This is a genomic window from Flavobacterium eburneipallidum (assembly GCF_027111355.2).
GTDB lineage: Bacteria > Bacteroidota > Bacteroidia > Flavobacteriales > Flavobacteriaceae > Flavobacterium > Flavobacterium eburneipallidum.
Genome location: NZ_CP114291.2, coordinates 3,462,246 through 3,476,832, shown reverse-complemented (window position 1 = coordinate 3,476,832; position 14,587 = coordinate 3,462,246). Strand labels below are relative to the sequence as shown.

Here is a 14,587-nt window from a genome sequence, read left to right as displayed (position 1 = left end):
AATAAATTGAGATGTTAAGAATATCGTTTTTTATATTGCTATTACTTTCTGTATCTGCTTGTAAATCGCAACAGACAGAAAAAAATACTGTCATAAAAATAGCCTTCATTGCCGATGTTCATTTGCAGGATATTTTTCCAAAATTTGAAGACAATACGTACCAAGGCATTAAAAATCCCAAAACGGGTGAATATGCCAATATAAGAACCATGAGTTCGCAATTGCATTCGACCCGAATTTTCAATGAAAATTACTTTGCTTTTTTAGAAGCTCTAAATGATATTTCCAAAAGAGGCATTAAACAAGTGGTATTGCCTGGCGATTTTAGCGACGACGGACAGCCAGTTCATGTTCGTGGATTGCGAAAAATATTGGATCAATACACTAAAGAAAAAGGCATGTCATTTTTTGTAACCACAGGAAATCATGATGCTGTAAAACCTTTTGCGCAAGAAGCTCTTAAAACTGATTTTTTAGGCAAAGATGGAAAAGAACAAATTATTAGCAGTTCTAAAACGAATTTGAAACCAAAAGAAAATCAATTAGAACCTATTGTTACAGCAGATATAAAAAATTGGGGATACAAGGAAACCCTGAATAAAATGGTAGGTTTTGGATTTTTTCCAAAGAAAAACTATTTGTATTGGGAAACGCCTTTCTCCCATTACAAGTATGAAAACTATAATTTTGATGAAGCATTAGCCGAATCTGTTCTCGAAAAAAGAACCTATTCCGTAAAAAAACACTAATTTATTGCTACCAGATGCCAGTTATTTGGTCGAACCTGTTAAAGGAGTTTGGCTTTTAGCAATTGATGCTAATGCCTACGTTCCCAATCAAAAATTATCAGGATTGCCGAACGATCCGCATGATTTTTCGGGAGCGAGTATTGGGTATAATAATGTCCTTATTTACAAAAGTCATTTAATCAATTGGATCAAAAAAGTTTCGGCAGCAGCCAAAGAAAAAGGAAAATTTTTGATTGCTTTTAGCCATTATCCAATGGTTGATTTTAATGATGATGCTTCCCCAGAAATGAAATTATTATTTGGTTCCAACAAAATGCAATTGTCCAGAGTTCCCAACGAAGAAGTGGCGCAACTATTTGCCGATGCAGGAATTCAGATTCACTTTGGCGGACACATGCACATCAATGATACTGGAGTTCGAACTACAGAGAAAGGCAATACGTTGTTCAATATTCAAACGCCTTCGTTGGCGGCTTATATGCCAGCTTATAAAATACTTACCATTAATTCGAACGATGCTATTGAGGTAGAAACTGTAGTGGTGAACAAAGTTCCAAAATTCAATAGTTTGTTTTCTTTTTATAAAGAAGAATATACTCATTTGCAGAACATAAAAAGTCCCGATATTTGGAACAAAGACATTCTAAAAGCCAAAGATTATGAGGAATTTACCAACTGGCATTTAAAAGAATTGGTGCGTCTTCGGTTTTTGCCAGAAGATTTTCCAGTTGCATTTTTAGAATCTATCGTAAAACTTTCTGGCAAAGATTTATTGCAAATCAACAAAAATACTTCAGCAGTTGAAAAACAATTAGTAACCAATAATTTAGAAATTAAAGACTTTGAATCTTGGACAGGTTTTGATATGATTTTCGATTTTTACCGATTAAAAAATGCCGATGAATTAGCCATTCCAGCAATAGGTTCGAAAAGACTAAAACAATATGAAATGGTTTGTAAACAGTTAGAAAAATCAAGTGATGAAAAACTAATTTTATGGTCAAAAATATTTCAAAAAACTAGCAGCGGAAAACCGTCCAATGATTTTAAATTGAACTTGAAAACGAACCAGATAGAACGTTTAAATCATTAAAATTGGTTAACTTTAATTTGACTAAAAACCATACTTGCATTTATAATCCATTTTTATGAAACAAAATCCCTTTATATTACTCCTTTGTTTAATCGCATTTTATTCGCATTCGCAACCCATAAAATTCACGCACTATAACGATAATGACGGCTTGTCACACAATTCGGTTAGGCATATTGTGCAGGACAAAAAAGGGTTTTTGTGGTTTGGAACTTTTTCTGGTTTGAATCGGTTTGATGGTTATCAGTTCAAGAATTACATGAGTTCGGCACCTGGCAATAACAAATTATACAACGATGATATTACGGTATTAGAATTAGACGAAGCCTCCAATCATTTGTGGATAGGAACCCGAAAAGGCTTGACACTTTTCAAAATGGATACCCATGTTTTTGTGACTTTCTTACATCAAAAAAATAATCCTAACAGCCTTCCCGAAGAAGAAATTCGATCTGTTCACGTAGATAAATTCAAAAGGGTTTGGGTGGGAACTAAAAATCAAGGCGTTTATATCTTTTACTTGAAAGAAAACCGATTCGAAAAAGTGCCTCTCAAAGGTTTTGATTATGTCAAAGAAATTTTTGAAGACAAAAAAGGAAACATTTGGATAGGAAGTTATGACAAAGGATCGGTTGCCAAAATAACCTTGGACAACAAAGGAACAATTGTTCGAATGAATAACTACACGCTTTCTGTTCCTAATTCGAATGAAAAAAACCCGTACATCAATTTTATTTATGAAGATACCAAAGCCGATATTTTTGTCGGAACCCGAAAAGGACTTTATAAATTAAATAAAAAAGAAGATCAATTTGTCAATTTATATATTGCGAATGATGAAATCAGAGGTAATTTAGGGCCCTATTTCTTATCCGTTGCTAAAGCTCCCGATGGCAAATATTGGGTAGGAACTTTGGGCGGATTGTTGGTTTGCAAACAATTGGAAGACATTCAGAAAGGCGATTATAAATGGTATTATTCGATATTGTCTGACAATACTTCTTTGGTAGATAATTTGGTTTCGGCTCTCTATTTTGATGCTTCTGGCGTATTGTGGATTGGAACCGAAGACGGATTGGATAAATACGATCCTTACGAAAATCAGTTTGCGCTTAACAAAGATATTTCTCGTTATTTGGGCAATCAAGCGCCTCGAATAAGGGGTTTTTCTAAAACGCATGACGGAAAAGTAATAGTAGTTTCCAATCACAACGGACTTTTTGTTTCCAGTCCAAAAGGATTTGTTCCCTTACACAACAAAGCCAAAGATATTGCCAGTATTTATTCGGATAATGGAAAAACGTTTTATTGTGGTCTTTGGGATGGCAATTTGATGGTTTATGATTATGCTTCTAATAGTTCCAAAGAGATAAAAATTGGGTTTTACACTTCGCCCATTTTTGCTATCAATAAAATAGGAAATCAATCCATAATGGTGGGTTCTTTTGGAGAAGGTGCTGTTGAATTGGATACTAAAACATTGAAAGTTCAAGCGGCTAAAGGTAAATTATTACCTGGTTTTCAGATTAATGCCATCGAAAAAGACGCTCACAATAATGTGTGGTTTGCTACCGAAACGGGCGTGGTGCGTTACAATACCGTTTCTACTAAAATTGAAACCTATAAAACACTTTCCAAAAGGGAAAATGGCATACTAAAAGAGGACAATGTCAGTGATATTATGATTGACAGAAAAGGAAAAATATGGGCTTCCACTCGTTATGGATTATGCTTGTACAATCCTAAAAAGAATGCTTTTTCTACCATAAAAAACTTCAAAGAAATCTCTGGAATTTGGATTACCGATATTTTGCAAGATGCCAAAGGCGATTTGTGGTTGAATATGAATAATAATAGCATGGCATGGGTGAAATATGATTTAACAGATATTAATATTTACTACGTGAACAGCGGAAATCGATTGGATGTTTTTAGCTCCAGCGGTTTTTTTAATTTCAATAATTCGACCATTTTTCTGGGTGGAAAAAACGGCATTATTTCTTTTTCGCCACAAACCATGAAGCGAAATAGATGGTCGCCAGAACCCGTTATTACTGAATTTAAAGTGCAGAACGAAGAGGTTTTTCCAGAAACAGAAATCAACGGACAAGTCCCACTTTTGACCGATTTGAATTATGGAAAAAAGGTAGAACTCAACTATAAAAACCGCAATTTTTCGATTCAATTTTCAACTCCATCATTTGCCAACGAAAAACTGAATAAGTTTCAGTACATACTCGAAGGTTTTGATAAAAAATGGATCACAGTAAATAGCAATTCTAGAACCATTCAATATACCAATTTGTATCCTGGGAATTATGTTTTTAAACTCATGTCCAGCAATTGTGATGGTAATTGGAGTAAAGTGGTTTCTTACGAAATAAAAGTGCTACCGCCATTTTGGTTGACTCCAATTTCTTTTTTATTGTTTTTTTTACTGCTAGTGGCTGTTTTTTATTTTGTTAGAAAGGAAATAAGAAATCGCCTTCACCTAAAACAAGAATTGCTTACCGAAAAAGTAAATAGAGAGCAAGACATCAAATTGAACAATGAAAAATTGCGCTTTTTTACCAATATTTCACATGAATTAAGAACGCCTTTGACCTTAATTTTAGGACCTGCCAAACAATTATTGGAAGATAATGAACATGCCACTGATTATGAAAAAAGCAGGTACAATTTAATTTATCAAAATGCCAGTAGATTGCTCAATTTGGTTAATCAGGTGCTTGATTTTAGGAAAGCGCAATCGGGCGAATTAAAACTCAAAGTTTCTAAAACAGATATTCTGACGTATTCTAAAAACATCTTCGATTCCTTTAAGGAAATGGCATTCAACAAGAAAATTAAATTGAATTTTATTGCCGAAGTCGAAGGTATTACGGGCTGGATTGACAATGATAAATACGACAAAATCCTGTATAACCTCTTGTCTAATGCTTTGAAGTTTACCAATGAATTAGGAAATGTAGATTTGTATATTCGATTAAAAAATAGTCCAGAAGAAATTTTGATTATCGAAGTAACTGATGACGGAATTGGAATTCCATTAAAAAGTCAGGAAAAAATCTTTAAACGCTTTTATCAAGCTACCAATAGTAAAGATCATAATACAGGATCGGGTATTGGGTTATCATTAGTGAAATCATTGGTCGCTATTCATAAAGGAGAAATATCTGTAGAAAGTACCTTGGCAAAAGGCAGTACATTTAGGGTCGAAATTCCAATAGGTCGAGCGTCTTATGACAGAAAAGAAGTGTTTGAATATGCTTTGAAAAATGATAATTTGAGTATGCTTATTCCCGAAAAAGCAGCCAAAAAAATAATCCAGAATACCGAACTCAAAGAAAAAATATTGGTAATCGAAGACAATATCGAGCTTCGAAAATATTTAGTCGATTATTTGTCGGATTATTATAAAGTGTATGAAGCCGAAAACGGAGAGGAAGGACTTAAATTATGCCGCCAAATCAAACCCATTTTATGTGTTACCGATGTGATGATGCCTGTTATGGACGGACTCGAATTTTGTAAGGAACTCAAAAGTGATGAATTCATAAGTCATATTCCAGTGGTTTTATTGACCGCTCTTGGCGAAAACACTGATAAAGTTAAAGGTTATGAAACTGGCGCTGATGGTTATTTAGTCAAGCCATTCGAACCCTCGTTATTACGATCTGTGATGGAAAATATCATCAAATCAAGATTGGAACTCAAACAAAAATTCTCTGGCGAAGTAGAAAGTAAAGTCAGTTTGCTAACCCATTCGCCAATTGATGAAGAGTTCATGCAAAAAATCACCGATTTGATTAATGAAAATTTAAGTGAATTCGATTTATCGACCGATTTTTTATGCGATAAGCTGGGCGTGAGTTCTTCTAAATTGTACAGAAAAATTAAAGAATTGACTGATTTAGCTCCCAATGAATTCATTCGAACCATACGTTTGAAAAAATCTGCTGAATTATTGAAAACCAAAAAATACAACGTTTCCGAAGTAACTAATTTGGTAGGTTTTAATGACCCCTTGTATTTTAGTAGGTGTTTCAAAAAACAGTTTGGTTTCCCGCCAAGCAAATTGATTAATTAAAATTCCAAATAACAAATTTCAAAAATCAAATAACAAATAACAAATAACAAAATTCAAACTCCAAATTCCAACTTTAAAACTGGAATTTGGAGTTTTTTAATGTGTTTTTTTCTCTATTGTATTTTGGAATTTGATTTTTGGAATTTTTAAAAAATATCCATGTTTTTGATGTATTAGTCCATTTTGTTTGCTAATGCTAATGCTATTTTTGTCTTATAACTTTTAATTTATATCTCATGAAAAAGTCAATAGATACAGATAATCCATTACATAATTTAGACGAATGGGAAGACGATTTGTTAGTACGATATCCAGATCCATCTGAACCTGTAAAAGAAAAAGAAGAATTTAGAAATTATGTCGATTCTGAAAGAGTAGAGACCGTAAAAGAGTTCTATAGAATAAATCACACTTATCAGACTTATGATTTTGTGTGTAGCAAAGAGCAGGAATTTTTGCAGTTCAACAAAAAAGAAATGTCTATTTGGGAAGCAGTTGATTTCTTGAACACCCTTGTGGATGACAGTGATCCTGATATTGATTTAGACCAAACTCAACACCTTTTACAAACTTCCGAAGCTATTAGAGCCGATGGTCATGAAGATTGGTTTGTACTTACGGGTTTTATACACGATTTAGGAAAAATTTTATGTTTGTTTGGCGAACCACAATGGGCTGTTGTTGGAGATACTTTTCCTGTAGGCTGTGCTTATTCGGATAAAATTGTATATCCTGAATTTTTCAAGGAAAATCCAGATTATACCGATGCGAGATTCAATACAAAATTTGGAGTTTACAAAGAAAATTGTGGGCTTGACAACGTAAAAATGAGTTGGGGACATGATGAATATTTGTACCAAATTATGAAAGATTATTTGCCAGATCCAGCTTTGTATATGATTCGCTACCATTCTTTTTACTCCCAACACAAAGAGAATGCTTATGCCCATTTGATGAACGAGAAAGATGTAGAAATGTTTGATTGGGTACGAAAATTCAATCCGTATGATTTATATACAAAAGCACCTGTTAAGCCAGATGTGAAAGCTTTACTTCCTTATTACAAAGAGTTAGTGGCTAAATATTTGCCGGAAAAATTGAAGTTCTAAATAATCGCGATACAAGGAGTAAAACATGAGTGATGATACTGTAAAAACAAGACTACTTTCTTTGGATGCTTTGCGAGGTTTTGTTATGTTTTGGATTATGAGTGGCGAACACATCATTCACGCTTTGGCTAAAGCAGCACCAATTCCAGTTTTTGTTTGGATGTCGTCGCAATTGAATCATACCGAATGGAATGGAATTACTTTTTATGATATGATTTTTCCAATATTTCTGTTCGTTGCAGGAGTTTCGATGCCGTATTCTTTTGATAAAAAAATAAATAGCGCAGGAGTAAAAATGCCAATGGAATTGCCTCAAAAAGAGAAGCGAAAAATTTACTTATCCATGTTGAAAAGGACTTGTATTTTGATCTTTTTGGGTTGTGTGGTCAACGGATTATTGCGTTTTGAAGGCTATGAACAAACTCGTTTTGCTAGTGTTTTAGGACGCATCGGACTGGCTTGGTTTTTTGCAGGAATCATCTATTTGAATTTTGGTATAAAGAAGCAGCTGCTTTGGTTTGTAGGGATTTTGATAGGATATTATTTGGCGATGAAATTGATACCAGTTCCTAATTTTGGTGCGGGAGTTTTTACCAAAGAAGGTTCATTAGCAAGTTACGTCGATCAATTGTTTTTACCCGGACGATTGCACAGCATAGTCTATGATCCTGAAGGTTTATTTTCGACAATTCCTGCCATTGCTACGGCTTTGTTGGGCGTGTTTTTAGGCACTTTTTTAAGGATTCAAAGTAACTCGACGAATAAAAAACTTTTCATTCTGGTTGCTTCAGCCCTTGTTTTAATACTGATTGGAATGCTTTGGAATTATGATTTTCCAATAAATAAAAGGTTATGGACAAGTTCATTTGTGTGTTATGTAGGAGGATGTAGTATTTTGTTTTTCACTTTTTTTTACTTCATCATTGATGTTTTAGGCTATCACAAATGGGCTTTTCCATTGCTATTAATTGGTTCGAATTCTATTCTGATTTACATGGCTTCCGAAGGTTTGATCAATTTTAAACATACGGCTCATTTTGTATTCGGAGGATTGATTGAATTTTCACCCATGATTTGGCAACCTGTATTTGTAACCCTATCAGTAACAATCGTGCAATTGATTTTACTTTATTTTTTATACAAGAAAAAATGGTTTTTGAAAATATAAATTTTACATAAACAACCAACAACTAACAACCAAAAAACCAACCAACAATTATGAATACATTACAAACCGCAGATTACATTGTTTTTCTGATATACTTTGTTATCGTTACATCCTACGGAATGTACATTTACAGAAGCAAAAAAAATAATGTCGCTACCAGTTCTAACGAATATTTCTTGGCAGAAGGCTCATTGACTTGGTGGGCAATTGGTGCTTCCTTGATTGCTTCTAATATTTCGGCAGAACATTTTATCGGGATGAGTGGCTCGGGTTTTGCCATCGGATTAGCCATTGCATCTTACGAATGGATGTCGGCGGCAACATTGATAATAGTGGCTATGTTTATTCTACCCGTTTACCTCAAAAACAGAATATTTACCATGCCGCAATTTTTGGCAAAAAGATACAACGGAACAGTAAGTACTATTATGGCTATTATTTGGCTGTTGATTTATGTATTTGTCAACCTTACTTCGATAATTTATTTGGGAGCTTTGGCCATTTCATCTATCGCGCCGGTAAGTTTTCAATTTTGTGTTATTGGGTTGAGTGTATTTTCCATCATCGTAACTCTTGGCGGAATGAAGGTAATAGGATATACCGATATGTTTCAGGTGGTTGTATTGATTTTAGGCGGTTTGGTTACCACTTATTTGTCACTCACTTTATTGTCAGAGCAGTTTGGTTTTGGAAAAGATATTCTGAAAGCACTTGCTATTATCAAAGACGAAGCACCAGGACATTTGCACATGATTTTAGAAAAATCAAATCCACATTACACAGAATTACCTGGAATGTCAGTAATTGTTGGTGGAATGCTAATTAATAATTTGGCCTATTGGGGTTGTAACCAATACATTGTTCAACGAGCATTGGGTGCCGATTTAAAAACGGCTCGAAAAGGAATTTTGTTTGCTGCTTTCTTAAAATTATTAGTTCCAATTATAGCCGTTTTACCAGGTATTGCTATGTATGTGATGCATCAAAACGGAATGTTTCAACAAGAAATGGTTGATGCAGCAGGAGTTTTAAAACCCGATCATGCCTATCCAACCTTGATGAATTTATTACCAGCTGGATTGAAAGGTGTGGCGTTGGCAGCATTAACGGCGGCAATTGTAGCTTCGTTAGCGGGTAAAGCCAATAGTATTTCGACGATTTTTTCTTTAGATATTTATAAAAAATACTTCAACCGAGGAGCATCCGAAAGAAAATTGGTGCTAACCGGAAGATGGTGTGTGGTGGTGGCTATGTTTATTGCCGCACTTGTAGCACCGCAATTAAAATCATTAGACCAAGCGTATCAGTTTATTCAAGAATATGTAGGTTTCTTTTCGCCAGGTGTTTTGGCTATCTTTTTATTGGGAATGTTTTGGAAAAAAACAACTCCAAATGCAGGACTTGCAGGTGCATTGCTCACCGTTCCAATTGCAGCAGTATTGAAATTTTTGCCAATGTGGACAAACGGTGCTTTTCCTGATTATCCTTTTTTAGATAGAATGACGATTTCATTTTTTATAATCGTATTCATGATGGTTGCCATAAGTCTTTTAAAACCCGAAACCGAACAGCAATTGGAAGCCCACAAAATAGAAGTAGATACAGCCATGTTCAAAGTGTCTTCAGAGTTTATTATAGGTTCTTTTATTATTAGTGGCGTATTAGTAGCATTATATACTGTCTTTTGGTAATTTTGGAGCTTGTTCCTTTTCAAGCGAAAAATGTTTGTAAAGGAATTTATAATGTAAACTGATTTAGTATAAACTTTAAATTTAAGAATGTGAAAAACGATTTTTCATTACAAGGAAAAGTAATTGTCGTAACTGGTGCGACAGGAATATTAGGAGAAGCTTTTATCAATGGTATTGCTGATGCTGGCGGAATTGTTGGGGTTTTGGGTCGAAATGAAAAAGTAGCCACCGAAAGAGCGGAAGCTATTATCAAAAAAGGAGGCGAAGCCATTGCCTTAATTGCCGATGTTACAAATGAACAAGATTTGATTAACGCTCGTGAAGCATTACTTTCTAAATACGGCAAAATAGACGGATTGGTAAACGCTGCCGGAGGAAATATGCCTGATGCGGTAATTCAGCCGGGTAAAGATATTTTTCAATTGAATATGGGAGCTTTGCAACAAGTAATGAATCTGAATTTGTTTGGAACGATTTTGCCAACACAAATTTTTGGTGAAGTGATTAAAAATACAGGAACAGGAAGTATTGTCAATATTTCGTCTGTTTCTTCAGATCATGCCGTAACGAGAGTTTTGGGATATAGTTTGGCAAAGTCAGCTATCGAATCGTACACCAAATGGTTTGCGGTAGAATTAGCCAATAGATTTGGCGATAAAATAAGAATGAATTCTATCGTACCAGGCTTTTTCTTAACGGAACAAAATAGAACACTTTTGACCAATACGGACGGAAGTTTGACCGAAAGAGGAAACCTAATTATTCAAAATACGCCTTTTAATCGTTTTGGAAATCCAGACGAATTGATAGGTGCTTTGGTTTGGTTGTTGAGCGATGCTTCAAAATTTGTTACGGGTTCAAGAGTAACTTTAGACGGAGGTTTTTCTGTTTTTAGTGGAGTTTAAAAGTTTTTAAAAAACAAAACAAATGATAAATAAATCTATAATTGCCCTACTATTTCTTTGTATTTCATTTACTGCTGTAGCACAAAAAGTGTATGATGTAAAAAAATTTGGAGCCAAAGGCGATGGTAAAACCAATGATGCTGTTGCTATTCAGAAAGCGATAGATGCCTGTAGCAAAACGGGTGGTCAGGTATTGATTCCTGCTCCGTTTACATTTCTAGCAGGTCCTTTCAACGTCAAATCGAATGTAGATTTGCATATCGAGGCTGGTGCTAAAATTTTGGCAAGTCCTGATGAAAGTTTATACACAGAAAGTGCTTTTCGCGAGAACAAAGGTGAAGGTACGATTTGGATTGGGGGCAAGAATATAGAGAACTTTACCATTAGCGGAAGCGGTAAAATTGATGGAAACGGAATCTCATTTATGGGAGCTGAAGAAGAGGATGCTTACATTTTGAAACCTTTTAATATCTTGGATCCACGACCTCATGTTTTGACCATTATAGGCGGTAAGAATATCAGAATAAAAGATGTTCATATCGGAAATTCGGCTTATTGGACGGTTCATTTGGTGGGGTGCAATGATGTTGTCATTAGCGGTATTACATTATTGAACAGTCTAAAAGTTCGAAATAGCGATGGAATAGATTTAGATCATTCCAAAAATGTTCGCATCAGCGATTGTTATATCGAAAGCGGTGATGATTGCATTTGCCTAAAAAACCGAAGAGAGTTTGAAGAATTTGGTGCTTGCGAAAACATTACGGTTACGAATTGTACGATGACCAGTAGTAGTTGTGCGATTAAAATTGGTTCCGAAAACATGGATGCTATCCGACAAGTGGTTTTCAATAATTGCATCATAAAAAATAGCAATCGAGGCGTAGGAATTCAAAATAGGGATGAAGGAACAGTAAGTGATGTTATTTTTTCGAACATGATTATCGAAGGAAAGCTGACGACCGATACTTGGTGGGGAAAAGCAGAGCCTATTTATGTAACGGCTTACAGTCGTGCTAGCGGAAACCACAAAGATGCCAACTGGCGTTTTCCAAAAGGCGCTACCGAAGGAAAAGTAGGGGCAATTAGCAATATTTATTTCAATAACATTCAGTGTTTTGGAGAAAATGGCGTTTATGTAAGCGGAGAAAGCAAGGATAAAATTAAAAACATCGTTTTTGAAGGCGTGAATGTTACTATCGATAAAACTTCCCAATTTGCTGGAGGAATTTACGATCGTCGCCCGTCAAAAATGGATGGTTTTGTCAAAGGCAGTACATCTGGATTTTATTTTGACACCGCCGAAAATATTAAAGTTCAAAATTGTTCCGTGACTTGGGGCAAAAACAAACCCGATTATTTCAAATATGCTATCGAAAGTAAAAATGTAGATGTTTTGAAAGTGAATAATTTAGATGGAGAAGCCGCTTTTCCAGAAAAATATGAAGCGGTGAAAAAGGAGTAATCTAATAAGAATGTATTTTATGACTGTCCACTAATGGACTAAATAATTCAATAAAGTACACGGATTATTGCTAATATAATATATAAATCTGTTTTTATTGGTTTAGATCTGTCTCATCAGTGTGCCATTTTTAAAACGGGTTGTAGTAGAGATTTGGAGGTGCTTTTACCGTATGAAGAGAAAAAATGGAAAAAAAATTAAATATAACATTAGCTCATGAATTCTATAGATGTTCAAAAGCATATAAAAATTTCAATTCACTTTTGATTAGATTGACAAAAGAAAGTGATATTGAATCTCGCTTAAATTGTCATGATTATTATGTTGATTTTATATCACATTTTTATGAATTTTATGTTGGAATTATAGAGTTAAATATTGAGCCAAAAAACAATAAGTTTCATGAAATTTACAATTCTGATTCTAAAAAGAAAAAACACGAAATTCTAGATTTTACTATTAATTGTGAAGTTGAAAAACTTTTCAGAAATAGAAAAAATAGAATGATAAATGGTTATGATGATGATTTAGGTTTAGATATTAAATTTTATGAAATAAATATTCCAGCTGATTTTGGTAAACATTTTAGATTTATTAGGAATAGAAGAAATCATATCAATTCTGATCGAGCTGATAGTGAAGGAAATATATCACTTTCCACTTTTTATAAGCTTTATCACAAGTGCTTAATTATTATGTACAGAGAAACAGAATGGCTATGGAAAGTTGATATTGAAAAATTTGATTGGAAAGAAATTGATAGTTTTACAAAAGAAATTTTATAAAAACAAACTATCTACAACAGATTTGGGTAATTGGCTTACAGGATATTTATTTTTATTTTCGAAAAAATAGTTTTAAGGCTTGATTTCAAACAAGAATGATAATCTTTGCAAAAAGAGTCATACAATGAGCATACAAAATATTCCTGCTACTTTTCTTGATAATCCAAATTCTGTTCCTGATTTATTCATTTATGATTATAAAATGAATGCGGATGTAGTCAAAGATAAAGTCGATTTGAGTTTGAATATGTTTAGCTTTTTACAAACAGGTCAAAAGAAAGTTTATTTTGCCGATACAGTTGTGGAAGTCAACAAGCAACAATCCGTACTCATCAAATCAGGCAATTGCTTGATGACCGAATTGCTAGACAACGAACAAATTTATTTTTGCAAACTCTTTTTCTTTTCCAATAAAAATGTGCTTGACTTTTTGAAAAAATACCAGTATCAGGATGTGAATAAAAAGCAACAATTGAGCGAGCAAATTCCCTTTTTTTTGATTGAAAATGATGATTTTATTGACTCTTTTGTAGCTTCTATTTCCTCAGTTTTAAAACTGAAAAATGGAGCAACGATTCAATTATTAGGAGTGAAATTAGAAGAAATTATGCTGTATTTAATTCATAAATATGGTTCAGATTTTGTTTCTTATCTCCAAGGTTTAGTCTGTCAGGAAAACAATTCGTCTTTTCGAAAAATTGTCGAAGCGAATGTCAATTCTAATTTGAGTTTATTGGAAATAGCCTTTTTAGCCAATATGAGTTTGTCCACTTTCAAAAGACATTTTGCCAAAGAATACAAAGTCAATCCAGGAAAATGGTTGCAACAAAAAAGATTGAATCAAGCCAAAAAACTTTTGGAAAATGGCGACAAAAAACCTTCAGAACTCTTTTCAGATTGTGGCTACTCTTCATTGTCTAATTTCAGTATTGCCTTTAAAAATCAATTTGGATACAGTCCAAAAAGTGGTTCGTTGACTGAATAACGTCAAAAATGAACTTTTTTCATAAGTTTTTGAACTTTAGGATTCTATTTGGAAAACTATTTTTGTTTTTAATCTTAAAACATAAAACCGATGAATATTTCATTAGCACAAGCAGAAACTATAATTGCTGCAGCCAAAGCAAAATCAATTGAATTGAATACTAAAATGAACATTTCAGTTGTAGATGCTGGAGCCAATATTTTGGCATTTGTACGTATGGACGGAGCATGGCTTGGTTCGGCAGATATTTCTTTGAAAAAAGCAAAAACAGCTCGTTTTTTTGATATGAATACTGGAATCATTGGAAGTTTATCGCAACCAGGAGAATCATTATTTGGTATCGAACATTCTAACGGTGGTTTGATTTCGTTCCCAGGTGGAGTTCCAATTTATGATGCAGCTGGAGAAGTTATTGGAGCAATTGGTGTAAGCGGAAGTTCAGTAGAGAACGATCATGCTGTTGCTGTAGCGGGAGCTGCTGCAATTTAATCATTGCCATAAAATTTAAATAAAATCGGGATTGGTTCAGGCTAATTCCGATTTTTTA

General features: G+C 34.0%; 11 protein-coding genes. All 11 read left to right on the top strand.

The window, feature by feature from the left end:
• The first annotated feature begins 11 nt into the window (after window positions 1-11).
• The gene (locus OZP15_RS14560; RefSeq protein WP_269226207.1) at window positions 12-749 is read left to right on the top strand and encodes a metallophosphoesterase family protein; all 738 of its coding nucleotides are present in this window, start codon (window positions 12-14) and stop codon (window positions 747-749) included.
• A gap of 4 nt (window positions 750-753) precedes the next feature.
• Entirely contained in the window at window positions 754-1,842 is a 1,089-nt protein-coding gene (locus tag OZP15_RS14555) for a metallophosphoesterase family protein (RefSeq protein ID WP_281336499.1), read from the top strand.
• A 55-nt stretch (window positions 1,843-1,897) separates the two neighbouring features.
• Entirely contained in the window at window positions 1,898-5,932 is a 4,035-nt protein-coding gene (locus OZP15_RS14550) for a hybrid sensor histidine kinase/response regulator (RefSeq protein WP_281336498.1), read from the top strand.
• Window positions 5,933-6,168: 236 nt separating this feature from the next.
• Window positions 6,169-7,041, top strand: coding sequence for an inositol oxygenase family protein (locus OZP15_RS14545; RefSeq protein WP_269226200.1), 873 nt, complete (start codon window positions 6,169-6,171; stop codon window positions 7,039-7,041).
• Between the two features lie 25 nt (window positions 7,042-7,066).
• On the top strand, window positions 7,067-8,209 hold the full coding sequence (locus OZP15_RS14540; protein WP_281336497.1) for an acyltransferase family protein: 1,143 nt from the start codon (window positions 7,067-7,069) through the stop codon (window positions 8,207-8,209).
• 50 nt (window positions 8,210-8,259) lie between these two features.
• Window positions 8,260-9,900 (top strand): sodium/sugar symporter, encoded by a 1,641-nt coding sequence (locus OZP15_RS14535; protein ID WP_281336496.1) that lies wholly within the window; start codon window positions 8,260-8,262, stop codon window positions 9,898-9,900.
• A gap of 89 nt (window positions 9,901-9,989) precedes the next feature.
• Window positions 9,990-10,805 carry an SDR family oxidoreductase gene (locus OZP15_RS14530; protein WP_269226198.1) on the top strand — a complete coding sequence of 272 codons (816 nt, stop codon included), beginning with the start codon at window positions 9,990-9,992 and terminating at the stop codon, window positions 10,803-10,805.
• A gap of 22 nt (window positions 10,806-10,827) precedes the next feature.
• Window positions 10,828-12,270 carry a glycoside hydrolase family 28 protein gene (locus OZP15_RS14525; RefSeq protein ID WP_269226197.1) on the top strand — a complete coding sequence of 481 codons (1,443 nt, stop codon included), beginning with the start codon at window positions 10,828-10,830 and terminating at the stop codon, window positions 12,268-12,270.
• A gap of 185 nt (window positions 12,271-12,455) precedes the next feature.
• A complete protein-coding gene (locus OZP15_RS14520; RefSeq protein ID WP_269226196.1) occupies window positions 12,456-13,055 on the top strand; it encodes a hypothetical protein in 600 nt (199 codons plus the stop codon).
• Window positions 13,056-13,179: 124 nt separating this feature from the next.
• Window positions 13,180-14,040 (top strand): helix-turn-helix domain-containing protein, encoded by an 861-nt coding sequence (locus tag OZP15_RS14515; protein ID WP_281336495.1) that lies wholly within the window; start codon window positions 13,180-13,182, stop codon window positions 14,038-14,040.
• 90 nt (window positions 14,041-14,130) lie between these two features.
• Window positions 14,131-14,529, top strand: a complete 399-nt coding sequence (locus OZP15_RS14510) for a GlcG/HbpS family heme-binding protein (protein WP_269226195.1) — start codon at window positions 14,131-14,133, stop codon at window positions 14,527-14,529.
• Window positions 14,530-14,587: the final 58 nt, after the last annotated feature.

What these genes read in the sequence shown, in the direction of transcription:
- OZP15_RS14560 (WP_269226207.1), top strand. Translation starts at nt 12, where the DNA reads ATGTTAAGAATATCGTTTTTTATATTGCTATTACTTTCTGTATCTGCT.
- OZP15_RS14550 (WP_281336498.1), top strand. Translation starts at nt 1,898, where the DNA reads ATGAAACAAAATCCCTTTATATTACTCCTTTGTTTAATCGCATTTTAT.
- OZP15_RS14545 (WP_269226200.1), top strand. Translation starts at nt 6,169, where the DNA reads ATGAAAAAGTCAATAGATACAGATAATCCATTACATAATTTAGACGAA.
- OZP15_RS14540 (WP_281336497.1), top strand. Translation starts at nt 7,067, where the DNA reads ATGAGTGATGATACTGTAAAAACAAGACTACTTTCTTTGGATGCTTTG.
- OZP15_RS14535 (WP_281336496.1), top strand. Translation starts at nt 8,260, where the DNA reads ATGAATACATTACAAACCGCAGATTACATTGTTTTTCTGATATACTTT.
- OZP15_RS14525 (WP_269226197.1), top strand. Translation starts at nt 10,828, where the DNA reads ATGATAAATAAATCTATAATTGCCCTACTATTTCTTTGTATTTCATTT.
- OZP15_RS14520 (WP_269226196.1), top strand. Translation starts at nt 12,456, where the DNA reads ATGGAAAAAAAATTAAATATAACATTAGCTCATGAATTCTATAGATGT.
- OZP15_RS14515 (WP_281336495.1), top strand. Translation starts at nt 13,180, where the DNA reads ATGAGCATACAAAATATTCCTGCTACTTTTCTTGATAATCCAAATTCT.
- OZP15_RS14510 (WP_269226195.1), top strand. Translation starts at nt 14,131, where the DNA reads ATGAATATTTCATTAGCACAAGCAGAAACTATAATTGCTGCAGCCAAA.